Here is a 26838-nt window from a genome sequence, read left to right on the forward strand (position 1 = left end):
GACAAACAGTCTTGAGCATTAATGGGCCGGCATTGGAACACGCCAATATTTCACTCCCTTTACAAGCGCGCCGCTTCCCCTATCATTCGCCCCACCATGCCTGCCGCCTCCCCCCGCATCCTCTCCGTCATCCCGCCGATGACCCAGCTCAATACGCCCTACCCGGCGACCGCCTACCTGACCGGCTTCCTGCGCTCGCGCGGCTTTCATGCCGAGCAGACCGATCTGGCGCTGGCTCTCGTGCTCGAACTGCTGTCGCCGGCTGGCCTGCCGAAGATCAAGGCGGCGGCAGAGGCAATTCCCGGCAAGAAGCGTTCGAATACGATCAAGATTTTCCTCAACGAGTTCGACCGCTACCAGGCCAGCATCGGCCCGGCCATCGCACTCTTGCAGGGCCGCGACGGCTCGATTGCCCACCGCATCTGCACCCGCGCTTTCCTGCCCGAGGGGCCACGTTTCGCCTCGCTCGACAACTATCTCGATGAAGACGGCGGCGACCCGCTGGCCTGGGCTTTCGGCTCGCTCGGCGTGCAGGACCGGGCGCGGCATCTGGCCACGCTCTACCTCAACGACCTCGCCGACGTGCTACGCGAGGCGGTCGACACCCGTTTCGAGTTCGTCCGCTACGCCGAATCGCTGGCCCAGAGCCAGGCCAGTTTCAACCCGCTGGCCACGGCGCTGGCCGCGCCGCCGACGCTGGTCGATACGACACTTCAAAATTTGGCAAAAATTCCGGTTGACCGTAGCAATCCGGATATCGTGCTCATTTCCGTGCCCTTCCCCGGCTCGGTCTACGCCGCCTTCCGCATAGCCCAGACGATCAAGGCTTACCGGCCCAACATCATCACCGTGCTCGGCGGCGGCTACGTCAATACCGAGTTGCGCGAACTGGCTGAACCGCGCGTCTTCGATTACTTCGACTACGTCATGCTCGACGACGGCGAAAAACCGTTGCTCGCCCTGCTCGAACACCTCGCCGGTCAGCGCCCGCGTCTCAACCTCGTCCGCACCTTCACCCGCGTCGATGGCGCCGTGCGTTACTTCAACGCCAGCGAGCCGGACATCCCCTTCGAAGAAGTCGGCACGCCAACCTGGGACGGTCTGCCGCTCGACCGCTACCTGTCGCTGCTCGACATGCTCAATCCCATGCACCGGCTGTGGTCCGACGGGCACTGGAACAAGCTGACGGTCGCCCATGGCTGCTACTGGAAGAAATGCAGTTTCTGCGACGTCAGCCTCGACTACATCGGCCGCTACGACGCGGCCAGCGCCAAGGTGCTGGTCGACCGCATCGAGCAGATCATCGCCGAAACCGGCCACACCGGTTTTCATCTCGTCGACGAAGCCGCCCCGCCGAAAGCCCTGCGCGCCCTGGCCGAGGAACTGCAGCGACGCAACCTGGCCATTTCGTGGTGGGGCAACATCCGCTTCGAAAAATCCTTCACGCCCGAACTCTGCCTGCAACTGGCCGACAGTGGCTGCATCGCCATTTCCGGCGGTCTCGAAGTCGCCTCCGACCGCCTGCTCGACCTCATGAAAAAAGGTGTCTCGGTCGATCAGGTCGCCCGCGTCACCCGCGCCTTCACCGATGCCGGCGTGCTCGTCCATGCCTACCTGATGTACGGCTTCCCGACGCAAACCGTTCAGGACACGGTCGATGCGCTCGAATACGTCCGCCAGTTGTTCGCCGAAGGCTGCATCCAGTCCGGCTTCTTCCACCGCTTCACGTGCACCGTCCATTCGCCCGTCGGGCAGAACCCGGCCGAATACGGCATCAAGCTGCAACCGCTACCGCCCGGCAAATTCGCCAAAAACGACGTGCATTTCATCGACCCCACCGGCGTCGATCACCACAGCCTGGGCAAAGCCCTGAACAAGGCGCTTTACAACTACATGCACGGCATGTGTCTCGACCAGGACGTGCGAAGCTGGTTCAGTGAACAAGTGCCGAAATCCCGCGTTTCCCGAAACTTCATCGCCCGGGCTTTGCAGACACCCCGTTAAGCGCCTTCGCAGCGCTTGAGGCACGCGGTTTTTACCGTTTTTTTATATCCCCACCCCCAGCTTTTTCGAAAACTTTGATAGCGCTTTTCCTAGTATGACCCTGTCGCAATACCAACATGGGGTGTACTTATGGATCTCGTCTATCTCGCCGGCATCGGGCTGTTCTTTGTCCTGATGCTCGGTCTCGCTGCCGGCTGTGCCCGGCTCGGGGGTGCCAAATGACCTGGCTTTTCATTCTTAGCGGCGCCGTCGCCGTTGGCCTGCTGGTCTATCTGATCGCTGCGCTGATCAACCCGGAGAATTTCTCATGAGCAATCATGCCTGGATACTTCTCGGACTTTTTCTTGTTGTCCTGTTGCTGACCGTCAAACCCTTGGGGACTTACATCGCCAACGTGATGGAAGGTCGCTTCCGTCTGGCCGGCAAGATCGAAAGTCCGATCTATCGCCTGTGCGGCATCCGCCAGGACGAGGAAATGGGCTGGCTGAAATACGCCTTCGCCATCCTGCTTTTCAATGCCCTCGGCGTCTTTGTGGTGTACGCCCTGCAGCGCCTGCAAGCCGATCTGCCGCTCAATCCGCAGGCGTTGGCCAATATCAGCCCGGATTCCGCCTTCAACACAGCCCTGAGTTTCGTCACCAATACCAACTGGCAGGGCTATGTTGGCGAAGCGACGATGAGCTACCTGACCCAGATGCTGGCTTTGGCCGTGCAGAACTTCCTGTCGGCCGCCACCGGCATCGTCGTCGTCATTGCGCTGATCCGCGGTTTTGCCCGGCACAGTGCCAAGACCGTCGGCAATGCCTGGGTCGACCTGACCCGCATCACGCTGCATGTGCTGCTGCCGATTTCGGTTGTTTATGCGGTCTTCCTGACCAGCCAGGGCGTCATCCAGAATTTCGACGCCTACAAGGAAGTGACGACGCTGGAAGTCACCAAGTACGACAGCCCGAAAGTCGATGCAGCCGGTCAGCCGGTGAAGGATGACAAGGGCGCTGTCGTCACTGAACCGGCCCAGACGCAAAGCCAGACCCTGGCCATGGGTCCGGTCGCCTCGCAGGAGGCGATCAAGATGCTGGGCACCAACGGTGGCGGCTTCATGAATGCCAACTCGGCGCATCCCTATGAAAACCCGACGCCGCTGACCAATTTCATCCAGATGCTGTCGATCTTCCTGATCCCGGCTGCGCTCTGTTTCACCTTCGGTCGCATGGTCGGCGATACGCGCCAGGGCTGGGCTGTGCTCGCCGCGATGACCCTGATGTTCGTTGCCCTGGCCTATGCCGCCATACATTTCGAGCAGCAGGCCAACCCGCTGCTCACCCAGTTGGGCGTCGATCCATCGGCCGGCAACATGGAAGGCAAGGAAACCCGTTTCGGCATCGCCGAATCCGGCCTGTTCGCCACCATCACTACGCTCGCCTCCTGCGGCGCGGTCAACGCCATGCACGATTCGTTTACGCCGCTCGGCGGCCTGGTGCCGCTGATCGACATGCAGCTTGGCGAAGTGGTCTTTGGCGGCGTCGGTACCGGCCTTTACGGCATGCTCGTCTTCGCCATCATGGCCGTCTTCATCGCCGGCCTGATGATCGGTCGGACGCCGGAATACCTGGGCAAGAAGATCGAAGCCTTTGAAATGAAGATGGTCTCGATCGCCATCCTGGTCACGCCGCTGCTCGTACTGGTCGGTACGGCCATCGCGGTGACGGTTGCCGACGGCCGGGCTGGTATCGCCAACCCGGGCGCCCACGGCTTCTCGGAAATCCTCTATGCCTTCACCTCTGCTGCCAACAACAACGGCAGCGCCTTCGCCGGGCTGTCCGCCAATACGCCGTTCTACAACATCATGCTCGGCATCGCCGTGTGGTTCGGCCGCTTTGGCGTCATCGTGCCAGTCCTTGCGATTGCCGGTTCGCTGGCCGCCAAGAAGCGCATCGCCGTCGGCGCCGGCACGTTGCCGACGCATGGCCCGCTGTTCGTCACGCTGCTGACCGGCACGGTATTGCTGGTCGGCCTCCTGAATTACGTCCCGGCGTTGGCTCTCGGCCCCGTCATCGAGCACCTCGTGCTCTGGGCCGCTCACTAAGCGCTTGGGGAGATAACCATGACACGCAAGACTTTTACCCTGTTCGATCCGGCGCTGGCCGTTCCGGCCGTTGCCGATGCCTTCCGCAAACTCAATCCGGCCGTGCAATGGCGCAATCCGGTGATGTTCGTCGTCTACGTCGGCAGCATCCTGACCACCATCCTCTGGCTGCAAGCCCTCGGTGGTAAAGGCGAAGCGCCGGCCGGCTTCATCCTGACCATCGCCATCTGGTTGTGGTTCACCGTGCTCTTCGCCAATTTTGCCGAGGCCCTGGCCGAAGGCCGCAGCAAGGCGCAAGCCGCTTCGCTACGTGGGCTGAAGAAAGAAACCTGGGCCAAGAAGCTGCTTGAGCCGAAGTATGGCGCCAAGTGGAATCTCGTTCCGGCCGCCGATCTGCGCAAGGGTGATGTCATCGTCGTTCAGGCCCAGGAAACCATTCCGGCCGACGGCGAAGTCATCGAAGGCGTCGCCTCGGTCGATGAATCGGCCATCACCGGAGAATCGGCCCCGGTCATTCGCGAATCCGGCGGCGACTTCTCCGCCGTTACCGGCGGCACCCGCGTGCTGTCCGACTGGATCGTCGTCCGCGTCACGGTAAATCCGGGCGAAACCTTTGTCGACCGCATGATCGCCATGGTTGAAAACGCCAAGCGCCAGAAGACGCCCAACGAAATCGCCCTAACCATCCTGCTCGTCGCGCTGACCATCGTCTTTCTGGGCGTCGTCGTCACGCTGCTGCCCTTCTCGATGTTCAGCGTCGAGGTCGCCGGGTCCGGTACGCCGATCAGCATCACGGTGCTCATCGCTCTGCTCGTCTGCCTGATCCCGACCACCATCGCCGGCCTGCTCTCAGCCATCGGGGTGGCCGGCATGAGCCGCATGATGCAGGCCAACGTCATTGCCACTTCCGGCCGCGCCGTCGAAGCGGCCGGCGACGTCGATGTGCTGCTCATGGACAAGACCGGCACGATCACGCTGGGCAATCGTCAGGCTTCTACCTTCCTGCCGGCCGATGGCGTCACCGAAGCCGAGCTGGCCGATGCCGCCCAGCTCGCCTCGCTCGCTGATGAAACGCCGGAAGGCCGCAGTATCGTGGTGCTCGCCAAGCAGCGCTTCCAGCTGCGCGAGCGCGACATCCATGCGCTGGATGCCCATTTCGTGCATTTCTCGGCACATACCCGGATGAGCGGTGTCGATATGGCCGGTCGCCAGGTGCGCAAAGGCGCCGCCGATGCCATCAAGAAACACGTTGAAACCCTGGGTGGCAAATTTCCCCCTTCGGTGTCAGGCAAGGTCGATGAAGTCGCCCGCCGCGGCAGTACGCCGCTGGTCGTTGCCGACGATACCCGTGTGCTCGGCGTCGTCGAACTCAAGGACATCGTCAAGGGCGGCATCAAGGAGCGCTTCGCCGAACTGCGCCAGATGGGCATCAAGACCATCATGGTGACCGGCGACAACCGCGTCACGGCCGCTGCCATCGCTGCCGAAGCCGGCGTCGACGACTTCCTGCCGGAAGCGACGCCGGAAGCCAAGCTGGCGCTGATCCGTCAGTACCAAGCCGAAGGCCGCCTGGTGGCGATGACCGGCGACGGCACCAACGACGCCCCGGCCCTGGCCCAGGCCGATGTCGCGGTGGCCATGAACACCGGCACGCAAGCCGCCAAGGAAGCCGGCAACATGGTCGACCTGGATTCCAATCCGACCAAGCTGATCGAGGTCGTCGAGACCGGCAAGCAGATGCTGATGACGCGCGGTTCGCTGACGACATTTTCCATCGCCAACGACATCGCCAAATACTTCGCCATCATCCCTGCTGCCTTCGTGAGCACTTATCCGCAGCTCGCCGCGCTCAACGTCATGGGCCTGGCCAGTCCGGCCTCGGCCATCCTGTCGGCAGTGATCTTCAATGCCCTCATCATCGTCTTCCTGATCCCGCTGGCCTTGAAGGGCGTCAAATACCGCCCGCTCGGCGCCGCAACACTGTTGCGCCAGAACCTGGCGATCTACGGCCTGGGTGGCGTCATCGTTCCATTTATCGGCATCAAGCTGATCGACCTGGCGATTGCCGCCGTTGGTCTGGCCTGAGGAGAAAACTCATGAAAACCCTGTTACGTCCCGCTGTCAGTCTCTTCGTCCTGCTCACCGCCATCACCGGCATCGTCTATCCGCTGGCCGTCACCGGCGTCGCCAAGGTCGTCTTTCCCGACGCGGCCAATGGCAGCCTGATCGTCAAGGATGGCAAGGCAATCGGTTCCCGCCTGATCGGACAGAACTTCACCGACCCCAAGTATTTCTGGGGCCGCCCCTCGGCCACCGGGCCGATGCCGTACAACGCCAGCGCCTCCGGTGGCTCCAATCAGGGGCCGCTCAATCCGGCCCTGAGTGATGCGGTCAAGGGAAGGATCGACGCCCTGAAGGCGGCCGATCCCGACAACAAGCTGCCGATCCCGACCGATCTGATCAATGCCTCGGCCAGTGGCCTCGATCCGCACATCAGTCCGGAAGCCGCGGCCTATCAGGTGGCTCGCGTTGCCAGGCTGCGCCAACTGCCGCCGGCCGACCTCAAGGCTTTGGTCAGCCAGCACACCGAAGGCCGCCAATGGGGCGTCTTTGGCGAACCCAGGGTGAATGTCCTGCAACTCAACATCGCACTTGATTCGCTGCATCACTGAGGAGAAACCCGTTGAGCACCATCGCCAAACTGCTATCAAGCAAGGACATCCGACTCGACATGGAAGTATCGAGTCGGGAAAACTTGTTTCAGGAGATCGCCCGACACATGGAATGCGCGCACGGAATGCCGCAAGAGTGGGTATTCCAGAGCCTCACCCGCCGGGAAAAAACAGGATCGACCGCCCTCGGCGAAGGGGTTGCCATTCCCCATGCCCGGGTCAAGGATCTTCAACAAATTCACCTGGCCTACATCCGGCTCAGGCAGCCGATACCCTTCGCTGCCCCGGATGGCAAACCGGTGTCGGACATTCTCGTGATTCTGGTTCCCAAGGAAGCGACCGAAGAACACCTCCGCATCCTGTCGGAGGTGACGCAGATGTTTTCTGATCCGCAGTTTCGCCAACAACTCCGCCAATGCAGCAAAGCGGAAGAAACGAAGCGCTTGTTCGACGGCTGGCTGATTCCTGCCTGATTCCTGCCTCAGTCATCAAAAGCGGCTTTTACGAACTTTTTATAACCAAGCCCCAATATTTTTCAGAATCTTGAAATCGCCTTGCCTAGTATTTGTCATGCACCAAGCCTGTTGCAACAAGAAAACATGAATGCGCTCAATTTCCTGTTGGCAGTCGCAGCCTTTCTCATTCCCCTTTGGCTGGCCTGGTTGTTTATCAATCGAAAGTGAAGGAAAACATGAACTCGGACTTATGCATCGGCATCGCCTCGACCCAAGATTCGCTGGAAATCGCCGCTCTGGAACCTGGCAAGGCTGCCGTCGTGATGAAATTCCCGGCGACCGGAATGGGGGTGGAAGGAATTCGCCTTTTCCTGTCCGGCTACGCAAACCCGGTGCGGATGGCGGTGACGGGAGTAGCCGCAGTGAGTCTGGCGCTGACCCTCGGCAATGTCTGCGGTCGGGAAACCTTCATCGTTTCACCGACGATTGCCGATCAGGCGGTGGCCCTGGCGCGCTATGCCGAGCATGCTGCATAAAAATCATGGCACTGCACACCTGCCCGGTTTGCGGTAACCGGCATGAAGTTCACCCTATCCTCGATCGCCTGGCCTATGGCCGGCAGTTGACCTGCTCCCCGCTCTGCAAGAAGGTTTTTCCCGGCATGGTTCGGGCTCGTGTGCTCGCTGAAATCGCCAAATGCGTGCAGGATGGAGGCTGTCAAAAAATCGGGGAAAAAGTATGCTGATCAATTGTGTCGCCTACGAAAACGGCTCGCGCCTGGCCGACATGGCTGTCGAGGAAATCAGCGACTATCTGGCCAAACCGGATTGCTTCGTCTGGGTTGCCCTGCGCGACGCAACAGCGCAGGAGCTGGATCAGATGCAGGAGGAGTTTGCCCTGCACGAACTGGCCGTCGAGGACGCCCGGCATGGCCACCAGCGGCCGAAGATCGAGGAGTATGGCGACTCGGTATTCGCCGTCATGCACCTGCTCGAAGAGAACAATGGCGAGTTCAATATCGGCGAGGTCAATGTCTTCGTCGGCCAGAACTACGTTCTGTCGGTCAGAAACCATAGCCAGCAGGGTTTTCTCGGGGTGCGCGAACGCTGCGAGCGGGAGCCACATCTGCTCAGTCATGGCTCAGGCTTCGTCCTCTATGCCCTGATGGATGCGGTCGTCGATCGCTACTTTCCGATCATGGACCGGCTGGAGTCGGAACTTGAGGAAATCGAGGAGCAGATTTTTGCCAAGGGCGCCGCCCGCAGCAATATCGAGCGGCTCTATGACCTCAAACGCAAGATCACTTTCCTCAAGCATGCCGTCGCGCCAATGATGGAGGCCACCGGCAAGCTCTCGGGCGGCCGCGGGCCGGCGGTCTGTGCCAATAGTCGCGACTACTTTCGCGACGTCTATGACCATCTCGCCCGGATCAATGCCTCGCTGGACAATATCAGGGACACCATTGGCACGGCCATTCAGGTCAACCTGTCGATGGTGACCATCGAAGAGAGCGAAGTGAACAAGAAACTGGCGGCATGGGCTGGTATTTTTGCCGTCGCTACCGCTTTTGCCGGCATCTGGGGAATGAATTTCAAGGCGATGCCCGAACTGCAATGGGAATTCGGTTACCCGATGGCGCTTGTGCTCATCAGCGCGGCCTGTGTTGCGCTTTATGCCAACTTCAAACGCGTCGGCTGGCTATAGGATGAATTGATGGCCGATCAAAGACCCGACCCGGATCAACTGCTCAACCGCGTGAATGAGGAAGAAGCCAGGGCCAAACGCGGCAAGCTGAAAATATTTTTCGGGGCGTCAGCCGGGGTCGGCAAGACCTACGCCATGCTCGGGGCGGCCCGCGAACAGCTTCTGGCCGGTGTCGATGTCGTCATCGGCATCGTCGAAACGCATGGCCGGACGGAAACGGAAGTCATGGCCGATGGCCTGGAATATCTGCCGTTGCGGGATATTCCCTATCGTGACCGGGTACTCAAGGAATTCGACCTGGACGGCGCTTTGGCCCGCAAGCCGGCGCTGATCCTGATGGACGAGCTGGCCCACTCGAATGTGGCTGGCTCGCGCCATGCCAAACGCTGGCAGGATATCGACGAATTGCTGGCGGCCGGCATTGACGTTTACTCGACGGTCAATGTCCAGCACCTGGAGAGTCTGAACGATGTGGTCAGCGGCATTACCGGCATTCGTGTCTGGGAGACGGTGCCCGACAAGGTGTTCGATGCGGCCGATGAAGTGGTGCTGGTGGACCTGCCGCCTGACGAATTGCTGCAGCGCCTGCAGGCCGGCAAGGTCTATCTGCCGAATCAGGCGGAACGGGCGATCCGCAACTTTTTCCGCAAAGGCAACCTGATCGCCCTGCGCGAACTGGCGCTGCGCCGCACGGCCGACCGGGTCGACGACCAGATGCTGCAATACCGGCGCGACCAGTTCGTCTCGCCCGTCTGGCAAACCCGCGATTCGCTGCTCGCCTGCATCGGCACGGGGGCCGGAGGGGAGAAGATCGTGCGCACCACGGCGCGTGTCGCCAGCCGACTGGAAGCGCCGTGGCACGCCATTTATATCGAAACCCCGGCCTTGCAGCGGCTGTCCGAGGAGAGCCGCCATCGCATCCTGCGCAACCTCAAGCTGGCCGAGGATCTGGGTGCCCAGACGGCGACGCTGTCGGGCAACGATGCCGAAGAAGTGGCGGTCAAATATGCCCGCGATCACAATCTCTCGAAAATTTTCGTCGGACGGGATCATCCGCGTCCGTGGCGCCCGTGGTATCGCTCATTCGCCGACCGCCTTGGCCAGCGAGCGCCCGATCTTGACGTGCTCCAGGTGGCGCGTGCCGATACCGACCGGGAGCCGGGAAAAGCGGTCCGGGAGAATATCGGCGACAGCCTGTTCGACCAGTGGCCGACCTACGCGAAGGCGGCCATTGGCTGCGCGCTGGCAGGCGCGGCAGCGACGCTGCTGTTCCCGATCTTCGACCTGCCCAACATCGTCATGGTTTTCCTGCTGGCGGTGGTCCTGATCAGCGTGCGCTACGGCCGCGGCCCGGGTGTGCTGGCCTCTTTTCTGTCGGTTGCCGTTTTCGACTTCTTTTTCGTTCCACCCCGCTTCTCCTTCGCCGTCAGCGACGTGCAGTACCTGATGACTTTTGCCGTCATGCTGGTCGTTGGCCTGATCACCGGCCAACTGACGGCAGGCTCGAAGTACCAGGCCAAGGTGGCAACGCGGCGGGAACAACGCGTCCGCTCGCTTTATGAAATGTCACGCGACCTTTCCGGCGCACTGATGCCAGAGCAGATTGCCGAAATCGGCGAACGTTTCATCGTTGCCGAGCTGGGAGCCAAAGCGGCTTTCCTGCTGACCGATGACTACGACCGGCTGCAGCCGGCGCTTCCTTCCGCCAACGGTCTGCCCGCCGTCGACATGGGCATTGCCCAATGGGCCTTCGATCATGAGGAGGCAGCCGGCCAGGGCACCAACACGCTGGCCGCCAGTCCCATCCTTTACTTGCCGCTCAAGGCGCCGATGCGCCTGCGCGGCGTGCTGGCTCTCGAAATGCGCGATACGGACCGCCTGTTGATCCCCGAGCAGCGGCGCCTGCTCGATACCTTTGCCTCGCTGATCGCCATTGCCCTGGAACGGGTGCATTACGTCGAGGTCGCCCAGAATACGACCGTGCAGATGGAGTCCGAGCGTCTGCGCAACTCGGTGCTGTCAGCTATTTCCCATGATTTGCGCACGCCGATGAGCGTCCTCGTCGGTCTGGCTGAATCGATGTTCCTGACCCAGCCGCCACCGACCGGCCCGCAGGCCGAGATTGCCCATTCACTGAAAGAGGAAGCGCTGCGCGTCAGCAGCCAGGTCAACAACCTGCTCGACATGGCCAAGCTGCAGTCGGGCCGCGTCGAGTTGAACCGGCAATGGCAGCCGTTGGAGGAAGTTGTCGTCAGCGCCCTGAAAACGCTGGAGCGCGCCTTTGCCGAGCATCGGATCAAGGTCTCGCTCGATGAAAACCTGCCGCTGGTCAATATTGATTCCGTGCTGATGGAGCGCGTCATTTACAACCTGCTGGAAAACACGGTGAAATACACGCCGCCGGGCAGCCAGGTCGAAATCGGTGCCAACGTCATGGAACGGACAATCGAGGTCTGGGTGGACGATAACGGCCCGGGATTGCCCGAGGGGAAAGAAGAAGTCATTTTCAAGAAATTTGAACGCGGGCAGCCGGAGAGTGCCACCCGTGGCGTCGGTTTGGGACTGGCCATTTGTCGCGCCATCGTCGAAGCGCATGGCGGAGAAATCCATGCCGAAAATCGGCCGCAAGGCGGGGCGCGCTTCATGTTCACCTTGCCGAGGGGCAATCCGCCAGCACTTGAAGCCGAGGAGGCCCTTTAAATGTCGACCGCCACCCCCACCGTGATCGTTGTCGAGGATGAAGCCAAGATTCGTCGCTTCATCAAACTGGCCCTGGAAGCGGAGCAACTGGCGGTTTTCGAGGCCGATTCAGTGGCCCGCGGCCTGATCGAGGTCGGCACCCGGCAACCCGATTTGGTCGTACTCGATCTCGGCCTGCCGGATGGCGACGGCATCGACCTGATCCGCGACCTGCGGACCTGGTCGGACATTCCGGTCATCGTTCTTTCCGCCCGCACGGCCGAAGCCGACAAGGTGGCGGCGCTCGATGCCGGCGCCGATGATTACCTGATCAAGCCGTTTGGTGCCGCCGAACTGCTGGCCCGCGTCCGGGCCCATCTGCGGCGGCGTTTCCGGGCCGGAACAACAGGCATGACGGTCTGCGAATTCGGCAATGTTCGCGTCGATCTCGGCAAGCATATTGTCGAAAAGGATGGGCAGCAGATCCACCTGACGCCGATTGAATTCCGACTGCTCGCCTACCTGATCGCCAATCCCGATTCCGTCCTGACCCATCGCCAGCTCTTGAAGGCGGTCTGGGGGCCGTCCCATATCGAGGACAGCCACTACGTTCGCGTTTATATGGGGCACGTCCGGAAAAAGATCGAGGATGATCCGACGCGGCCCAAGTTCATTCTGACCGAATCCGGCATTGGCTACCGGTTTGTGAGCTGACGCGACAAGGCCCGTCAGCCCGGCATCAGCGCGCCGAGCACCACCACGATTTCCGAAAATAGCGGTCGGGCCGAGACGTTTTCCTGCCCGCAGTCGGCCTGCAGGAATTTCAATTTTTGGACTTTTTCCCGGTTGACCGCGCCCCGAAGGAAGTCCCCTTGGGGGATGGAATCTTGGTCAAGCGCGGAAAACGCCAGCAATTCTTCGAGCAAACACGAAAACGCGCGTACCTCGATGCGTTGCAAGGCCTTGGCGACGAGCGGATCATCCGCCGGCACGAAAGACGCCGCCCCGAAGTCGCCGAGCATGGCCTGCCCGTCGGCGCCATGCAGGATATTGTGGGCATACAGATCGCCATGCGTGATGCCCTGGGCGTGCAGGTGTTCGGCCGCCGAGGCTATGCCGAGGGCGATGCGAATGGCGGCGTCGAGGTCGAAACTGGCCTCCGCCGGATAAACGTCGCGCGTGCAGGAATCCAGGCTGGGCGGCCCGGCCAGGTTGCGAAAGTTGCTGTCGATCAACGCCATGACCAGCCCGTGTGCCGCCTCCGGATGCGCTGCCAGTTTGCCCAACACGGGGATCAGATGCGGATGCGCGCCGGCCGTGATGCAGGCGTTCATTTCGTTGAGCGGTAAACCGTCGCTGGTCATCGCGCCCTTGAACAGTTTGAGCGCCACCGGCTGGGCACCTTCAGCAGAGCGCCATTCGGCGTGATGAATGACGCCGGAAGCGCCCTCGCCCAGTTGATGGATGACCTGCAGATCGTCCCAGTGAATTGGCGAAACGTCGCTCTGAACCGACGAATCCTGGCAAAACGGATTGCCGGCATAGGCCAGCCAAGACAGTTTCGGCAGCGACAGCAACCAGTCGGGCAAGGCCGAAAGCTGGTTGGCGGCAATCCGCAGCAATTCCAGACCGGTGCAATTGGCCATCTCGGGCGGCAGCGAGCGCAACTGATTGCCGGCCAGCATGAGCTTCTGCAAGCGGGAGCAACGGCCGATTTCCGGTGGCAGTTCGGCAAGCTGGTTATCGGTCAGAATCAGCCAGCGCAGTCTGGCCGGCAGCGCCGCAGCCGGCACCTGCCGAATCCGGTTGGCCTTGAAACCAAGCATTTCCAGCTCAGCACACTGCCCGAGCACCGCCGGCAATTCGGTGAACCGGTTGTCGGAACAAAACAGAATGCGCAGCTTGTTTAGCCGCGGCAGATCGTCGGGCAGCGTCGCCAGCATGTTCCCCGACAAATCCAGAATCTCCAGCGTATCCGCCAGAGCGAAAATCTCGGGCGGAAACTCGCTCAATCCGCAAGCTAGCTTCAGGCGGCGGCTTCCCGCCAGCTTGCCGGCGCGCAGGTCTTCAAGGGTGTTGAGTTGCATTCAGGGCATTCCGCCGGGCGGGCGTGATAAGGTGCGGCAGGATAACAAAAGATGGTGACAAATGACTTGGGAGAAGGCTGCCAGCCCGTCGATGACCGAACGCGGCATGCGCATTGCGCTGATTTTCGCCCTCGCCGCCGAGCGATTGACTGCTTTTTACGAATACGGCCAGTGGCTGACCGAAGCCCAGGGCGCCAGCCTGGCCGCCGACTGGCTGTCGCGCTCGAAAAACAAGATGCCGCTCGCCGAACGCCGGCAACTCTCCGCCCTCAGCGACCAGCTCGCCCGCCAGATCGAGACCTCCCTGTCGCGTGAAGCCGGCATGTACACCGCCCACGAAATGATGGAATCGCTCGACCCCAACCATCACTCTGAAATTGCCGAATCGCTCATGGTGGAATGCGAGCGGCTGCTCGACGACAACCTCGCCGGCTGAGGCACCCAAGAAAAAGGCCCGCCAAAAGAGCGGGCCTTCGTCGTGAAACCGGGCAAGTTGCTTACAGCAATTCAGCCGGGATATTGCCGCCATTGTCAGCCAGTTTCTGCAACACGGTCTTGTGCAGCCACATGTTCATCTGCGCCGAATCGCCCATCTTGTCGGCCGGGCAGCCGAGTTCGCTGGCCAGCTCCTTGCGCACCGCCAGGCTGCTATCCAGACCGAGCAGCTTGAGCAGATCGACGATGGACGTTTTCCAGTTGAGCTTTTCGGCATGCGCGGCCGCCAATGCCTCCAGCTTGGCGACGACATCGACTGCACTGATCGCCACCGGCGCGGCAACGACGGGTGCCTCAACGGCGGCCGGAGCGGCTTCGGCGACCACTTCCGTCTTGTCATCGCCAAAGCCCAGTTTGGCCAGAATATTGCTGAAAATTCCCATGCTATTTCTCCTCTGCAACCGATTGAACAAATGGACAGCCGGCCAAGAATCTACCCAGCGTGAGTTCATGTTAATTGCATTCGACGACAGGTTTGGTGAATTTATATGAAGGGATTTTTACAAATCCCAACCTTTCGGCAATGAGCCTCCGTGGCCGCGCCACATTTCATTTTTGGCCGATATTTCCGGTTGTCCGTGGAAGCCACGGCCAACCGGATTCAGCCTGCCGTCAGACCACGTTCATCGCCACCAACGTCGCCACGTCGACGATTTCGGCAATCCTGTCCCCCAACCCGGCGAGCACGCCAGCGTGTACCGTCGCTGCCGGAATCGTCTGGCCATCCGGCCCCGGCAGATCGCGCGTCGCGCTGGCATCGGCCACGACGCCAACCCGGTAGCCGCGGTGGAAGGCTTCGCGGGCGGTTGAATCGACGCAGTTGTGGGTCATGTAGCCGGCGATGATCAGCGTTTCGACACCACGCGTTTGCAGTTCGTCGAGCAGGCTGGTGCCGGTGAAGGCCGAGGGCAGATGTTTGTGGATGACAGCCTCACCCTCGCCCGGTGCCAGGCCGGCGATGGGCGCCGCGCCTTCCGAGTCGGGAGCGAAGATCGGTGCGGTGGCCGGCGCACGGTGCAGGACGTGGATGACGGCTATGCCGGCCCGGTCGGCCCAGGCGCGCAACTGGCGGGCGGCGTTGCTGGTGGTTGGCTCGTCAGGCAGCGCCAGCGGGCCGTTACGATATTCGTTCTGGTAGTCGATGAAGACGACGGCGGTTTTGGCGGCATCCAGCGTCGCGCCGGCGTGCAGGCTGGGCGGGATGCCGGCGATCTGGCGCAGGGTGCGGGCGGTCATGCTGCTTCTCCAATCAGTTGCCGGGCCTTGCGGGCGGCCTGGGTTTGCCCGTCGTAACCCCAGCTTTCGGCCGGCAGTTCGTGCAGCGCGACGTAGATGGGCGCGGCAGTTTGGCCGATTGCCACGGTCAACAGGGATTTTGCGGCAAAAATGAAATCGGCTTTTTCGGCCGCGCTGTTGGTCCCGGCGGTAATCATCGCCTGCAGGCTGGCCGCGACGGCGACCGCCTGACCGTTGGCCGAGAAGGCGCCGGCCGGTAACTGCGTGACGCTGACCACGGTGAGCGCCGCTTCCTTGCGCAGGACGCTCTGCATCAGGCGCGTCGTTTCCTGCTGCAAGTGCTGCATGGTGCTCGGCGCGAGGCTGGCGCCGGCCAGGGTGATGTTGATCAGGGGCATGGATTTCTCCGTTTGAAGTGACGCCTGCATCATTTCATCGGCCGATTATCGATACAATCCAGTAATCTCATAACAGTTTGTTGCTGTATGGAAACAATCAACCCGCTCGATCATTTATCCGACCTCGCCGTTTTCGTCCGGGTCGTCGATACGCAAGGCTTTTCATCGGCGGCGCGGGCCATGGGTCTGACCAAATCGGCGGTCAGCAAGCGCATCAACCGGCTGGAACAGCAACTCGGCCTGCGCCTGCTCCAGCGCACGACGCGCGCCATGTCGTTGACCGAAGCGGGCCGCGTGCTCTATGAGCGGGCGGCGCAGGGCGTCGCGCTGCTCGACGAAAGCGCCCGCCTGGCCGCCGGCCTGGTCGAGGCGCCGCGCGGCACCTTGCGGGTGACGGCCTCGGTGACCTTCGGCAAGCTCTGCCTGGCGCCATTGATTCCCGAATTCCTCGCCCGCTACCCGGAAATCGAGTTGCAACTGACCCTGCTCGACCGCTTCGTCGATCTCGTTGAAGAAGGCTACGACGTCGCCCTGCGCCTGACCCGGACGCCGCCTGACCAGGTGGTGGCCAAGGCGCTGATGCCGGTGCGCTACCGGCTGTGTTCCACGGTCAACGCGATAAAAGGGCAAAAAATCGAAACGCCGGCCGACCTCGCCGGCCACAACTGCCTGCACTACGGCCTGCGTGAACTGGGCAGCGAATGGCGCTTCCAGCGCGCCGGCGAAGAAGCGCGGGTGCGCGTGACGAGCAATGTCGTGGTCAATAACAGCGAAGTCGTCCGCGACCTGCTGCTCGCCGACATGGGCATCGGGCTGGTCTGGAACTACGCGGTCGACCGCGAAATCGCCGATGGCCGACTGATTCCGCTGCTCCCCGAGTGGACGCCGGTCGGCCCCTTCGGCCAGACGGCGTGGGCAATCTGGCTGCCGCAAACCCACCTGCCGCCAAAGATTCGCGTCTTTGTCGACTTCCTGGCCGAGCGCCTACGCGAAACACCGGCCTAAGCCCGCCGGACAAACCATTTGCGCGTTTCTTCGGCCAGCCCGAGGAATAGCGCAAAAGGCAGGGCGTAGAGGAAAACGTCGAGGGCCAGCGGCGCCGTGCCGAACAGGCTGTTCCCCCACGGCGTGTAGAGAATGGCCGCCATCAGCCCCACTTCGCTGGCCAGTCCGGCCAACAGCCAGCGGTTTTCGAGCAGTGGAAAATGCCAGGCCGGCAGGCGCGGATGGCGACAGACGAAGAGATTGACCATCTGCGCCAAGACGATGGCCATCAGGCAGGCCGAGGTGGCCTGCAGGTAGCGCGGGTCGCCGAGCGCCAGCGTTTCGCCGTAGTGCCAGCCGAAACCGTGCAGCACGAAGAAGAAGGTGGCCATGGCGCCGAGCGCTTCGAGCGGGCCGAGGAAGAGATAGGCCCGGGCGAGCAGGCCGCCGGAGAGCAGGCGTTCGTCACGTGGCCGTGGCGGGCGCTGCATGACGTCGGCCGATGGCTTTTCGGCGCCCAGGGCGAGGGCCGGCAGCATGTCGGTGCCAAGATCGACGGCCAGAATCTGGATCACGGTCAGCGGCAGTGGGATGCGGAACAGCACGAAGGCCAGGTAGGGAATCAGCTCGGGAATGTTCGAGGTCAGTATGTAGGTGATGAACTTGCGGATGTTTTCATAGACCGCCCGGCCCTCCTCGATGGCATTGACGATGGTGCCGAAGTGGTCGTCGAGCAGCACGATGTCGGCCGCCTCGCGCGCCACGTCGGTTCCGGAAAGGCCCATGGCGATGCCGATGTCGGCCATGCGCAGGGCCGGCGCGTCGTTCACGCCGTCGCCGGTAACCGCGACGATCTCGACCTTGGCCTGCAAGGCCTGGACGATAGTCATTTTCTGCTCGGCGGTGACCCGGGCGAAGATCACCTCGGGCGCATCGAGCGCGATTTGCAGACTGGCGGCGCTCATCTGGCGAACCTCGTCGCCGGTCATGACGCGCGGCGATGCGCTGCGGATCATGTCGATTTCGCGACCGATGGCCAGCGCCGTGCGCGGATGATCGCCGGTGCACATGATGACGCGCAGGCCAGCCGAATGGCAGCGGCCTACCGCCTCACGAACATCCGGCCGGGGCGGGTCTTCGAGGCCGATCAGGCCGCACAGGGCCATGCCCTCTTCGTTTGGCGCCTCGTCGGCAGCCAGTGGCTTCCAGGCACAGGCAATGACGCGCAGGCCGCGGCTGGCCAGGTCTTCATGGGCCAGCCGGAAATTTTCGCGGGCCTCGGCATCGAGCGGTTTGATGGTATTGCCGGCCAGCCAGGTCGTGCATAGCGGCAAGAGGTTTTCCGGCGCGCCCTTGCAGAGCAGCACGCCGCTACCGTCCGCCGCGCGGCTATAGACTGACATGCGCCGCCGCTCGGCATCGAAGGCGATTTCGCCGGCGAATTTCCAGGGCATCGGCAGTTCGCCGGCAAACTGCCAGAGCGCGATCTCCATCGGGTCCCCATTCGGTTGGCCATCAGTAAATTTCAGGCTCTGGCAATAACGGGCAACGGCCCGCAGGTGCGGCTCGCGCGCCGCCGGCCAGCGCTCGGCCGCGAGGTGGTGGCGACTGCCGGCAAACCATTCGCGTACGGCCATCCGGTTCTGCGTCAGCGTGCCGGTCTTGTCGGTCAGGATCACCGTCGCGCAGCCCATGGTTTCGACTGCCGGCAAATGGCGGACCAGCGCATTGCGCCGAGCCATGCGCTGGGTGGCCAGGGCCAGCGACAGCGTCACCGTCGGCAGCAGCCCTTCCGGCACGTTGGCCACGATGATGCCGATGGCGAACATCATGTTGGCCCAGAAAGGCAGGCCAATCGCCTGGCCAAGCAGGAAGAAAATGACGCCAAGGCCAAGCGCCAACATCGCGACCAGCCGCGACACCCGGCGGATTTCGCCTTGCAGCGGCGACTCGGTGTCGCCGGTCGATTGGGTCAGATGGGCGATGTGACCGAACTCGGTACGCATTCCGGTGGCGTACACCACGGCACGGCCCTCACCGGAAACGACCAGCGTGCCGGCCAGCAGCAGGCAATGGGCGGCCAGCGGGTCGAAGGCGGCGGCAGTCTCGGCCGCTTCGCTGCGCGCCTTCGGGTAGGTTTCGCCGGTCAGCGTCGACAGATTGACGCGCAGCCCCCAGCTTTCGACCAGCCGGCAATCGGCCGGCACCTTGGCCCCTTCGATCAGCAGCAAGATGTCGCCGGGCACCAGTTGGTCGGCTGGAATATCGATCTCCTGCCCGTCGCGGCGCACCTTGACGCTCTGCGGCAACAACTTTTCCAGCGCCGCCAGCGCCTGCTCGGCCCGATAGGTCTGCCAGAAGGAAAAGCTGCCGTTGACCAGAATGACGCCCAGAATGGCCAGCCCGAGTTCGAACATGCCTTCGCCCGGCTGCAGATAGGCGGCTGTGAAAGCCAGAATGGCGGCAAACCACAGGATCAAGGCAAAAAAGTGGGTGAATTCACCCAGCAGGCTCAGCCACCAAGGTGTGCGCGCCGCCGCTTCGACGCGATTCGGGCCGAACTCCTCCAACCGGCGCGCTGCTTCCCTGGCGTTCAGACCATCGGAAGCGCTGTCCAGCGAAGCCAATGCCTCGGCCGGCGACTGCCGGGCGATCTGCATGCCGGAATGCTCCATGGCCTAGCCCGAGTATGTTGTTTCAGTCTTTTATTCATAGCACCCGGATGGCATTCGAGCCAGCCAATTCCGGGTTTTGCGACGATTCCCACGGTCAACCGGAAAAATTCGCAAAAAATGAAATGAAAAGGCGCCGATGAAACAGGCGCCCTCTTTGCGGAGACATTCGTCACGCTCACCAAGCGGAGCGCGTTTGTCGATCAATTCACCTTCAGCGTACCGCCCCGACCCAGCCCGCCCTTGACGTCCTGCGCCTTGTAGTTGCGCAGCGAGATGACCATGCTGTTGTAGGCATCGACGAAGGCGGCGACGGTCGCCTTGCCTTCCGGCGTCTGCGAGAAGCCGCCCAGGCCGCCGGCCGCACCGCCGCCGAAGGCGCCGAGCACGGCACCGAAGTTGGTCGCTGTCGAATTGCCTTCGGAAATGGCAATCTGCACCGAAGAGCGAATATCGAACAGCGACAGGGTAACGACCGAAACCTTGCTTTCCATGCCGGCGCCGATGACCTGGCCACCCCGACCACCGAGCAGCGCGCCGCCAACGGCACCGGCCAGCCGGCCGGTCGGCGACTGATCGACGACAATCGACGGCTCCATGAAGTAATCGGCCGCCACGCGCTGGCCCTTCTGCTGTTTCGACCCGGCCCGATATTCACCGGAGTTGCGCTGTTTGTCGGTAATTGTCGACATCTTGTTATCCAGGCGCTCGTTGCCGATCGAGGTGATGATGAAGCAGTTGGATTGCTGCACAGCCAGACGGATCAGCGGCTCGATGGTCGTTACCTTGGTCGCCCGGCCGAAGGCGCCGTACCAGTCCTTGTTGCGACCGTCATCGACGGCCAGCGTGCCAAGCGGCGCCGGGCAGCGCTCCAGGGTGGGATTGGCCCCGACGCTGGTCCCACCCGCCGCCGCACCGGTGGCCGCCGTCGGTGCATTGCCGGTCTGGACGACGCCACCACAGCCGGCCAGCACCAAGGCCGCCGCCGCAGATACAAAAAGGGGAAATTTCTTCGCGTTCATGATTATTACCTTTCTGTCGGGGTCAATGAATCGGTTCAATAATCGTCACGGTAGTACCAGCCGTTGTTGTTCCAGTACCAGCGATAGGTGTAGCGGCTTTGCCAGTATTCGCGCAGATATTGGCGCTGCGTATCCACCCAGCGGCGATAGGCAACTTCGTCCTTTTTGGCTGTGCTCGCCTGGGTAAGCAGTTTCTTCGCTTCCTTGTCGCCGCGTCCGGCGGCGATCGACAACCATTTTTCGGCCTCGGCCGGGTCGGAGCCCATTTCCTCCAGCCCCATCAGATAGAGCTTGCCGACCGCCGTCTGCGCCTTGCGATCGCCGCGCTCGGCCGCGTCACGCATCCATTGCAGCGCCTGGTAGCTGTCCTGGCGTACGCCATCTCCCCGGAAATATCGCAAGCCGAGGTCGTAGGCCGCCCGCGGATCCTTTTCAGCCTTCTCCTTCAGCGCGGCCAGGCGACGCTCGGCCTCCGGATTGACGTCGGCATTGGGATTGAAAGTGGTCGTGCTGCGCGGACGGTCGGAACAGCCGGTATCGTCGCAAATGCGGATGGTCGGCTCGGGCTCTGCTTGTGCGACGGCAGTGGCACAAATGAACAACAAAAGAGAAATTAGCCTCATGGGATCATTCCGGGAAAACGAGTGGCTAGAGCAGAAAACACAACCATAAACAGACTATCTTCATTTTTACAACAAAGACTTAATCCCAAAACTTATTCATATCGATTATCCACAATAGATCACAGCAGAGCAAGAAACACGGCTCGGTTCCACGATGTCGGCCGCGATGACCACGTATCAACCGTGACCGGCTCGCGTTCCTGCACCCAGTTTCGGTTACCATCCTGCACGCTTGCAATATAGACCGTGCCGCAAAGACAGAATTCCATGACAGACCAGTTAAAACTTTTTGACCCGAACGCGCCGCTCCCGCTTGCGGAAGCACCGCTGACAACGAATTCGCCCCTGGCACCTGCCGCCGATGCCCCTTCGGAAGCCGCTGCAGAGGCCACCAACGACACCCCTTCCGGCGAAGCTGGCGACATCGATCCGCCAGACTTGCCCCCCTCGGCCAGTGGCCCGGCCGGCGACATTCCCTCGCCCGCCGACTACGCCGCCCGCCGCTATCTCGAATACGCCATGAGCGTAGTCACCGGCCGCGCCCTGCCCTCGGCCGCCGACGGCCAGAAGCCGGTGCAGCGCCGCATTCTTTACGCCATGCACCGGATGGGCCTGTACAAGAGCCCGCGCCACGTCAAATCAGCGCGCGTCGTCGGCGACGTGATCGGTAAATACCACCCGCACGGCGATTCGTCGGTCTATGACGCCATGGTCCGCATGGCGCAGGACTGGAGCTTGCGCTACCCGATCGTCGATGGTCAGGGCAATTTCGGCTCGCGCGACGGCGACAACGCCGCCGCCATGCGCTACACCGAAGCCCGCCTGACGCCGATTGCCGAGCTGCTGCTGGCCGAACTCGACGAAGGCACGGTCGACTGGAAGCCGAACTACGACGGCGCCAACGACGAACCAGCCCTGCTCCCGGCCCGCCTGCCCTTCTGCCTGCTCAACGGCGCCTCCGGCATTGCTGTCGGCATGGCCACCGAAATCCCGGCCCACAACCTGCGCGAAGTGGCGAATGCTGCGGTCAACCTGATAAAAGACCCGAATTTCACAGAAGATCAGGTGCTGGCGCTGATCCCCGGCCCGGATTACCCGGGCGGCGCACAGATCATTTCGACGCCCGAAGAAATCGCCGCCACCTACCGCAGCGGCCGTGGCAGCCTGCGCGTGCGCGCCAAGTGGAAAATCGAAAACCTGGCCCGTGGCCAATGGAAACTGGTCATCACCGAACTGCCACCGGGCGTTTCAACCGCCACGGTACTGTCGGAAATCGAAGCCTGCTCCAACCCGGTCGCCAAGGAAAAAGCCGGCAAGAAGGTGTTCACGCCGGAACAGCTCAACCTGAAAGCGGCCTTCCTGTCGTCGATTTCAGAGAGTGGCGTGCGTGACGAATCGGGCAAGGAACACGCTGTCCGTCTCGTCATCGAGCCGGCCTCTTCGCGCCAGGGCCAGGACGACCTGGTGCGCATGCTGCTCGCCCACACCAGCCTCGAAACCAATGCCTCGATCAACCTGACCGTGCTCGGCGTCAATGGCACGCCGCGTCAGGCTTCGCTGTACAGCATGATCGCCGAATGGTGCCGGTTCCGGCTGGCCACTGTCGAGCGCCGTACCCGTCACCGCCTGACCGCCGCCGAAAAGCGCATCCACATCCTGGAAGGCCGTTTGGCCGTCCTGCTCGACATCGACAAGGTAATCAAGGTCATCCGCGAATCGGACGATCCCAAGGTCGATCTGATGGCGCACTTCAAGCTGTCCGAGATTCAGGCCGAAGACATTCTCGAAATCCGCCTGCGCCAGTTGGCAAGGCTGGAAGGCATCAAGATCGGTGAAGAACTGGCCAAGCTGCGCGACGAAGCCGCTGGCCTCAACAAGCTGCTCAATTCCGAAGAAGCCCTGCGCGCCTGCGTTGCGGCCGAAATTGAGGCCGATGCCAAGAAATATGGCGACGACCGCCGCACCTTCATCGAAGCCGCCGACAAAGTCACGATGTCGGACGCCAAGACCGTTTCCATCGTCGATGAACCAACCACGCTGATTGTCTCCAGACACGGCTGGCTGCGCTCACGCCAGGGCCACAACATCGACCCGACGCAACTGAGCTTCCGCTCCGGCGACGAACTGCTCGCGTGTTTGCCCTGCCGGACAGTTGATAACCTGATCCTGCTCGACACCAAGGGCCGCGCCTACTCGATCCCCGCCTCGGATATTCCCGGCGGCAAGGGTGATGGCGTCCCGGCTACCTCGCTGGCCGATTTCCAGGACGGCGGCAAACCCTGCCTGGCCATGGCGATCAAGAACGAAGCGCTCTATTTGGTTGCTGCCAGTGGCGGCTATGGTTTCCGCTGCCAGGGCGCCGATCTCTTGTCACGCGGCAAGGCCGGCAAGGCCTTCATGTCGCTGTCCGAAGGCGAAATGCCGGTCGTTTTCGCGTCGGCTCCTTCAGGTGAAATTGCCTGCGTGACCAAGGACGGCCGGGCACTAGTCTTCAATATCGACGAGGTTCGCCAACTGCCGAAAGGCCGCGGCCTCAAACTGATCGATGCCGACCCCGGCAAGACGGCGCTGGAAGAAATCATTCCGGTCGTCGATGGGGTTGCCGGCAAGCTCAAGGGCGAACGCCTCGAATTCTGTCGCGGCAACCGCGGCGGCAAGGGCAAGCCAGTCAAGGCGAGCCGAAAATAGCCACCTGAAACGGTGATGCAGGCAAGGCACGGAGAAATACGGATAATATGCTTCGGTAATTACCCTCTGTGCCTGTCAGGCATGTCCCGTTCAGCCGGCCCGGCGCCTACTATCTGGAGTTTTAATGTCTCGCACCCTGATTCTTATCGTCCAGTTTCTTCTGGTTACAGGGGTATTTTTTGGCATTGGAATTTATCTGGCCAAGCGGATAAACAAGAAAAAAAGGGCTAGGCGCAAACTGGAATCACACTCGCTGCCCATGTCCGCCTTTTCCACGCTTGATCACCCAGCCGCCGAGCCGACCGCCAACGACATGACGCCCCTCGAAGAAGCCGAGGTATTCATGATTTACGGGAAGAAGGCAAAAGCCGTTGAAGTACTCAGGGAAGCTCTGGCCAAAAAACGCATCACCCGTGAAGCTTATGATGCCTTCAAGGCCAAGCACAATATCCAATAAACAACTTTAACAAAGTTATTTATTGTATTGATTTAATTAAATTTAAAATAACAAAACGAGTTACTTGCTAGACTGACTCATGGCGTGAGAAGTCAATTTTCGAGCAAAGAAAAACCGGGCGGCCAGTTCACGACTGGGCAGGCCCGGTTGGCTTTTCAGCTAGCCAGATCAGGCCGCTATATCGCCCGAATGCAGGGCTTCAACCTCTTCATGCTCCCATTCCTTGATGGTATCCGAGACAAGGCGAGCCTTTTCGTGGGCATCCGGCTGATGGTGATGCGCCTCCTCGAAAACCTCAAGGGCCTCGTGGATGGCTTCAGCCTTCGTGTGGGTATGTTGCATGACGATAATCCTTCCCGTTTTTCAAAGAAAAAAGCCCTTGGGTTCCAAGGGCTTTTTTATCAAAAACCGCAGACTGGCTCCGGTTCTTGAAGCTTTACGCAATCAGGGCTTAGGCAGCCTTCTTGGAAGCCTTCGGAGCGGCGACAACGTTGGCAGCCTTCATCGTGGCGCTGGTAGCGGCAGCAACGCTGGCTTCGGCAACTTCAGCAGCCTGCTTGGCAGCCTTGTTCAAGCCTTCGTAGGCTTCGTTGGCGGACTTGATCGCGGTCTTGACGGCAGCGACGGCCACTTCGGAACCAGCCGGAGCGGAAGCCAGAGCCTTTTCGACCAGGCCAGAAACCGTGGCGGCGTTTTCAGCAACCTTGGCTTCAACTTCCTTGGCCAGCTTGTCCTTGGTTTCGCCAGCGATGGCGATCACGTTACGCGAGTATTCCATGCCCTTTTCGATGGACGGCGAAGCCAGTTCCTTCTGGATGCTGACGAAAGACTGGACATCCTTGGCGCCGAGCAGAGCCGTGACGTTAGCCATGGCGCCTTCGAAAACGGAACGGGCAGCGGCCAGATTCAACAGGGCCAGACGCTCGATGCCATCAAAGGTGGTGTTGGCAAAAAACAGGGCGGAATTGATGCTGGACTTGGCGAAATCTTCGGGTTTGGTGAACATGATGAATCTCCTGAGGTTGGGGTAATCTATTCGCCTTGGCCTTTATGTTGCGCCGCAGCATGACTCCATTCTAACCACAGGAAAACACTTGTCAACAGCTTTTTGTGCACTGCACCAATTGTCTGAAAAAATGTGTTGGAAATTCCCAACGCTTCAGCCGGCGCGCGGCTCCAGACCGAGTCTTTCGAGGATCGCAGTCATCGCTTCGGCAGCGCCGAGCGGCAGGTAATAATCGACGATATCGGTGAGCATGGTTTTCGCCGGATTGATTTCCACGGTTGGAATCCCACTGCCGGCAGCCAGCACGACCGGCTGGGTGATATAGGGAAAGATACTCGACGTCCCGATAGTAAAAACGATGTCGAAACCTTCCTGGAAAGCGTCGATGAAACGATCCAGCGGTTCCTCCGGCAAGGCTTCGCCGAAAAGCACGACCTTTGGCCGCAAAACGCCGCCGCACAACGGGCACAGGGGCGGCACTTCGCGACCGCTCAGGTCGGCAGCCGCTTCTTCATGGCTGCATTCGGTACATTCCAGCTCCTGCAGGTTGCCGTGAATCTCGACGATCTCGCGGCTACCGGCCTGGCGGTGCAGGCCATCGACGTTCTGCGTGAACACCATGACCCGGTCGAGATGCTCGTCCAGGCTGGCAATGGCGAAATGCGCCGCATTCGGTCGGGCACCGCGACAGTTCTCTTCGATCTGGATCAGGTATTTCCAGGTGATTTCCGGGTGCATGGCGAAAACCTCGCCGGACAAGGCATCCTCGATGCGCAAGCCCTCTTCCGTTGCCTCGCTGTCGTAGAGGCCACCAACACCGCGATAGGTCGGCAGGCCGGAATCGGCCGAAATCCCCGCACCGGTAATGAACAAGGCGCTCCGCGCGTGGCGAAGATGCTCGGCCACGGCATCGAGTGCCGCGTCGATCGGTGCTGGATACGACTTCATCGGCAACGGCAGTCCTGCTTACTGGATCAGGAACTGGGTAAACAAGGCTTCCTTGACCCCGGTTTCGTCGTCTTCATGGATGGCGTGGTTGGCCAGTTCAATGATTTCTTGGATAAGTTCCTTCTTGCCCGCCAGCGTGCGCAGCTTGGCAACTTCCTTGCTCGAGAGCAGCAGGATGATCTGATGCTGGATCCGCGGCTTGTAAGCAGCAATGGCACCGGCGGCTTCCGGAACGGCCGGTTCCAGGATCAGCCCGAACTGCAAATAATTCTCGGTGCCAAGATTGACCGTGAACACCATTGGCTCAGGCGCGACACCACCACCGCCGTGATCGCTGGCCAGCGAAGGCAAGGGCATAAGCAGCGCCAAAACGAACAGCAGCGGCGCGACAAGGGCATTCACAATCCGGGAAACGACGTTCATGACAATCCTAAAAATGATTGATGTCCCATCGGGAGACCCGGACTTTATACCGGCTGAAAACCAAAAAAGCCACCATGACAGCGATGTATGCCAGTCGATCACCATTTTGAAAGCCTCGCCAGGCGCAAAATACCCCCTCACTGGCAGACCAGCGTATATTTCGCCCTTCGCTCACGGTCGCCACCCCGATATTCGGCTT

At 61.3% G+C, this 26838-nt stretch carries 25 protein-coding genes; 14 read left to right on the forward strand and 11 right to left on the reverse strand.

All coding sequences use genetic code 11. From position 1 onward, the window contains the following. Positions 1-96 precede the first annotated feature (96 nt). The 10 genes from KI613_RS11330 to kdpE all read left to right on the forward strand — a co-directional run bounded on the left by KI613_RS11330 (position 97) and on the right by kdpE (position 12314). Positions 97-2004 (forward strand): B12-binding domain-containing radical SAM protein, encoded by a 1908-nt coding sequence (locus KI613_RS11330; protein WP_226399474.1) that lies wholly within the window; start codon positions 97-99, stop codon positions 2002-2004. 218 nt (positions 2005-2222) lie between these two features. Further along, positions 2223-2315, forward strand: a complete 93-nt coding sequence (gene kdpF, locus KI613_RS11335; protein ID WP_226399476.1) for a K(+)-transporting ATPase subunit F — start codon at positions 2223-2225, stop codon at positions 2313-2315. After that, positions 2312-4090 carry a potassium-transporting ATPase subunit KdpA gene (gene kdpA, locus KI613_RS11340; protein WP_226399477.1) on the forward strand — a complete coding sequence of 593 codons (1779 nt, stop codon included), beginning with the start codon at positions 2312-2314 and terminating at the stop codon, positions 4088-4090. Before kdpF ends, kdpA begins: the two co-directional genes overlap by 4 nt. Positions 4091-4108: 18 nt before the next feature. Beyond that, on the forward strand, positions 4109-6175 hold the full coding sequence (kdpB, locus tag KI613_RS11345) for a potassium-transporting ATPase subunit KdpB (RefSeq protein ID WP_226399478.1): 2067 nt from the start codon (positions 4109-4111) through the stop codon (positions 6173-6175). 11 nt (positions 6176-6186) lie between these two features. Further along, positions 6187-6762 (forward strand): potassium-transporting ATPase subunit KdpC, encoded by a 576-nt coding sequence (gene kdpC, locus KI613_RS11350; RefSeq protein ID WP_226399480.1) that lies wholly within the window; start codon positions 6187-6189, stop codon positions 6760-6762. An 11-nt stretch (positions 6763-6773) separates the two neighbouring features. Further along, positions 6774-7235 carry a PTS sugar transporter subunit IIA gene (locus tag KI613_RS11355; protein WP_226399482.1) on the forward strand — a complete coding sequence of 154 codons (462 nt, stop codon included), beginning with the start codon at positions 6774-6776 and terminating at the stop codon, positions 7233-7235. A gap of 218 nt (positions 7236-7453) precedes the next feature. Beyond that, entirely contained in the window at positions 7454-7753 is a 300-nt protein-coding gene (locus KI613_RS11360; RefSeq protein ID WP_226399494.1) for a hypothetical protein, read from the forward strand. Between the two features lie 202 nt (positions 7754-7955). Beyond that, on the forward strand, positions 7956-8921 hold the full coding sequence (gene corA, locus KI613_RS11365) for a magnesium/cobalt transporter CorA (protein ID WP_226399496.1): 966 nt from the start codon (positions 7956-7958) through the stop codon (positions 8919-8921). Positions 8922-8930: 9 nt separating this feature from the next. Beyond that, entirely contained in the window at positions 8931-11621 is a 2691-nt protein-coding gene (gene kdpD, locus KI613_RS11370) for a two-component system sensor histidine kinase KdpD (protein WP_226399498.1), read from the forward strand. Further along, complete coding sequence (gene kdpE, locus KI613_RS11375) at positions 11622-12314, forward strand: two-component system response regulator KdpE (RefSeq protein ID WP_226399500.1); 693 nt, start codon at positions 11622-11624, stop codon at positions 12312-12314. 14 nt (positions 12315-12328) lie between these two features. On the opposite strand, the gene KI613_RS11380 is transcribed toward kdpE, so the two are convergent. After that, positions 12329-13687 (reverse strand): leucine-rich repeat-containing protein kinase family protein, encoded by a 1359-nt coding sequence (locus tag KI613_RS11380; protein WP_226399502.1) that lies wholly within the window; start codon positions 13685-13687, stop codon positions 12329-12331. A 61-nt stretch (positions 13688-13748) separates the two neighbouring features. Here KI613_RS11380 and KI613_RS11385 point away from each other — a divergent pair, with 61 nt between their 5' ends. Then, positions 13749-14123, forward strand: a complete 375-nt coding sequence (locus KI613_RS11385; protein ID WP_226399504.1) for a hypothetical protein — start codon at positions 13749-13751, stop codon at positions 14121-14123. Between the two features lie 61 nt (positions 14124-14184). On the opposite strand, the gene KI613_RS11390 is transcribed toward KI613_RS11385, so the two are convergent. From KI613_RS11390 to KI613_RS11400, 3 genes are all read right to left on the reverse strand, one after another. Beyond that, entirely contained in the window at positions 14185-14565 is a 381-nt protein-coding gene (locus KI613_RS11390) for a DUF3597 domain-containing protein (protein ID WP_226399506.1), read from the reverse strand. Positions 14566-14794: 229 nt separating this feature from the next. Then, positions 14795-15418 (reverse strand): cysteine hydrolase family protein, encoded by a 624-nt coding sequence (locus KI613_RS11395; protein WP_226399508.1) that lies wholly within the window; start codon positions 15416-15418, stop codon positions 14795-14797. Further along, on the reverse strand, positions 15415-15816 hold the full coding sequence (locus KI613_RS11400) for a hypothetical protein (RefSeq protein ID WP_226399510.1): 402 nt from the start codon (positions 15814-15816) through the stop codon (positions 15415-15417). Before KI613_RS11400 ends, KI613_RS11395 begins: the two co-directional genes overlap by 4 nt. An 87-nt stretch (positions 15817-15903) precedes the next feature. Between KI613_RS11400 and KI613_RS11405 the strand changes: the two genes are divergently transcribed. Then, a complete protein-coding gene (locus KI613_RS11405) occupies positions 15904-16821 on the forward strand; it encodes a LysR family transcriptional regulator (RefSeq protein WP_226399512.1) in 918 nt (305 codons plus the stop codon). Here the strand turns inward: KI613_RS11405 and KI613_RS11410 are convergent. The 3 genes from KI613_RS11410 to KI613_RS11420 all read right to left on the reverse strand — a co-directional run bounded on the left by KI613_RS11410 (position 16818) and on the right by KI613_RS11420 (position 21117). Then, positions 16818-19460, reverse strand: coding sequence for a cation-translocating P-type ATPase (locus KI613_RS11410; RefSeq protein ID WP_226399514.1), 2643 nt, complete (start codon positions 19458-19460; stop codon positions 16818-16820). The genes KI613_RS11405 and KI613_RS11410 overlap by 4 nt on opposite strands. Positions 19461-19675: 215 nt before the next feature. Continuing rightward, positions 19676-20494: a hypothetical protein gene (locus KI613_RS11415; protein ID WP_226399516.1), complete on the reverse strand. Its 819-nt coding sequence runs from the start codon at positions 20492-20494 to the stop codon at positions 19676-19678. Positions 20495-20529: 35 nt separating this feature from the next. Continuing rightward, complete coding sequence (locus KI613_RS11420) at positions 20530-21117, reverse strand: tetratricopeptide repeat protein (RefSeq protein ID WP_226399518.1); 588 nt, start codon at positions 21115-21117, stop codon at positions 20530-20532. Between the two features lie 267 nt (positions 21118-21384). Between KI613_RS11420 and parC the strand changes: the two genes are divergently transcribed. After that, positions 21385-23805, forward strand: coding sequence for a DNA topoisomerase IV subunit A (parC, locus tag KI613_RS11425; RefSeq protein ID WP_226399527.1), 2421 nt, complete (start codon positions 21385-21387; stop codon positions 23803-23805). 124 nt (positions 23806-23929) lie between these two features. Beyond that, complete coding sequence (locus tag KI613_RS11430) at positions 23930-24262, forward strand: hypothetical protein (protein ID WP_226399528.1); 333 nt, start codon at positions 23930-23932, stop codon at positions 24260-24262. A 168-nt stretch (positions 24263-24430) separates the two neighbouring features. Here KI613_RS11430 and KI613_RS11435 read toward each other — a convergent pair whose 3' ends face one another. From KI613_RS11435 to KI613_RS11450, 4 genes are all read right to left on the reverse strand, one after another. Further along, positions 24431-24604: a hypothetical protein gene (locus tag KI613_RS11435; protein ID WP_226399529.1), complete on the reverse strand. Its 174-nt coding sequence runs from the start codon at positions 24602-24604 to the stop codon at positions 24431-24433. A gap of 109 nt (positions 24605-24713) precedes the next feature. Beyond that, positions 24714-25268: a phasin family protein gene (locus KI613_RS11440; RefSeq protein ID WP_226399530.1), complete on the reverse strand. Its 555-nt coding sequence runs from the start codon at positions 25266-25268 to the stop codon at positions 24714-24716. 153 nt (positions 25269-25421) lie between these two features. After that, positions 25422-26216 (reverse strand): NAD-dependent deacylase, encoded by a 795-nt coding sequence (locus tag KI613_RS11445; RefSeq protein ID WP_226399531.1) that lies wholly within the window; start codon positions 26214-26216, stop codon positions 25422-25424. An 18-nt stretch (positions 26217-26234) separates the two neighbouring features. Then, complete coding sequence (locus tag KI613_RS11450; RefSeq protein ID WP_226399532.1) at positions 26235-26744, reverse strand: flagellar basal body-associated FliL family protein; 510 nt, start codon at positions 26742-26744, stop codon at positions 26235-26237. Positions 26745-26838: the final 94 nt, after the last annotated feature.

The sequence above is a fragment of the Ferribacterium limneticum genome (genome assembly GCF_020510585.1).
Lineage (GTDB): Bacteria > Pseudomonadota > Gammaproteobacteria > Burkholderiales > Rhodocyclaceae > Azonexus.

Excerpts from the sequence above, each read along its gene's own strand:
- KI613_RS11385 (WP_226399504.1), top strand. The coding sequence starts at position 13,749 with ATGACTTGGGAGAAGGCTGCCAGCCCGTCGATGACCGAACGCGGCATG.
- KI613_RS11445 (WP_226399531.1), bottom strand. The coding sequence starts at position 26,216 with ATGAAGTCGTATCCAGCACCGATCGACGCGGCACTCGATGCCGTGGCC.
- kdpF (WP_226399476.1), top strand. The coding sequence starts at position 2,223 with ATGACCTGGCTTTTCATTCTTAGCGGCGCCGTCGCCGTTGGCCTGCTG.
- KI613_RS11450 (WP_226399532.1), bottom strand. The coding sequence starts at position 26,744 with ATGGTGATCGACTGGCATACATCGCTGTCATGGTGGCTTTTTTGGTTT.
- KI613_RS11395 (WP_226399508.1), bottom strand. The coding sequence starts at position 15,418 with ATGACCGCCCGCACCCTGCGCCAGATCGCCGGCATCCCGCCCAGCCTG.
- KI613_RS11430 (WP_226399528.1), top strand. The coding sequence starts at position 23,930 with ATGTCTCGCACCCTGATTCTTATCGTCCAGTTTCTTCTGGTTACAGGG.
- KI613_RS11405 (WP_226399512.1), top strand. The coding sequence starts at position 15,904 with ATGGAAACAATCAACCCGCTCGATCATTTATCCGACCTCGCCGTTTTC.
- kdpD (WP_226399498.1), top strand. The coding sequence starts at position 8,931 with ATGGCCGATCAAAGACCCGACCCGGATCAACTGCTCAACCGCGTGAAT.
- parC (WP_226399527.1), top strand. The coding sequence starts at position 21,385 with ATGACAGACCAGTTAAAACTTTTTGACCCGAACGCGCCGCTCCCGCTT.
- KI613_RS11390 (WP_226399506.1), bottom strand. The coding sequence starts at position 14,565 with ATGGGAATTTTCAGCAATATTCTGGCCAAACTGGGCTTTGGCGATGAC.
- KI613_RS11410 (WP_226399514.1), bottom strand. The coding sequence starts at position 19,460 with ATGCAGATCGCCCGGCAGTCGCCGGCCGAGGCATTGGCTTCGCTGGAC.
- KI613_RS11415 (WP_226399516.1), bottom strand. The coding sequence starts at position 20,494 with ATGAACGCGAAGAAATTTCCCCTTTTTGTATCTGCGGCGGCGGCCTTG.
- kdpE (WP_226399500.1), top strand. The coding sequence starts at position 11,622 with ATGTCGACCGCCACCCCCACCGTGATCGTTGTCGAGGATGAAGCCAAG.
- KI613_RS11330 (WP_226399474.1), top strand. The coding sequence starts at position 97 with ATGCCTGCCGCCTCCCCCCGCATCCTCTCCGTCATCCCGCCGATGACC.
- KI613_RS11380 (WP_226399502.1), bottom strand. The coding sequence starts at position 13,687 with ATGCAACTCAACACCCTTGAAGACCTGCGCGCCGGCAAGCTGGCGGGA.
- kdpC (WP_226399480.1), top strand. The coding sequence starts at position 6,187 with ATGAAAACCCTGTTACGTCCCGCTGTCAGTCTCTTCGTCCTGCTCACC.
- KI613_RS11420 (WP_226399518.1), bottom strand. The coding sequence starts at position 21,117 with ATGAGGCTAATTTCTCTTTTGTTGTTCATTTGTGCCACTGCCGTCGCA.
- KI613_RS11360 (WP_226399494.1), top strand. The coding sequence starts at position 7,454 with ATGAACTCGGACTTATGCATCGGCATCGCCTCGACCCAAGATTCGCTG.
- KI613_RS11440 (WP_226399530.1), bottom strand. The coding sequence starts at position 25,268 with ATGTTCACCAAACCCGAAGATTTCGCCAAGTCCAGCATCAATTCCGCC.
- KI613_RS11400 (WP_226399510.1), bottom strand. The coding sequence starts at position 15,816 with ATGCCCCTGATCAACATCACCCTGGCCGGCGCCAGCCTCGCGCCGAGC.
- kdpA (WP_226399477.1), top strand. The coding sequence starts at position 2,312 with ATGAGCAATCATGCCTGGATACTTCTCGGACTTTTTCTTGTTGTCCTG.
- corA (WP_226399496.1), top strand. The coding sequence starts at position 7,956 with ATGCTGATCAATTGTGTCGCCTACGAAAACGGCTCGCGCCTGGCCGAC.
- kdpB (WP_226399478.1), top strand. The coding sequence starts at position 4,109 with ATGACACGCAAGACTTTTACCCTGTTCGATCCGGCGCTGGCCGTTCCG.
- KI613_RS11435 (WP_226399529.1), bottom strand. The coding sequence starts at position 24,604 with ATGCAACATACCCACACGAAGGCTGAAGCCATCCACGAGGCCCTTGAG.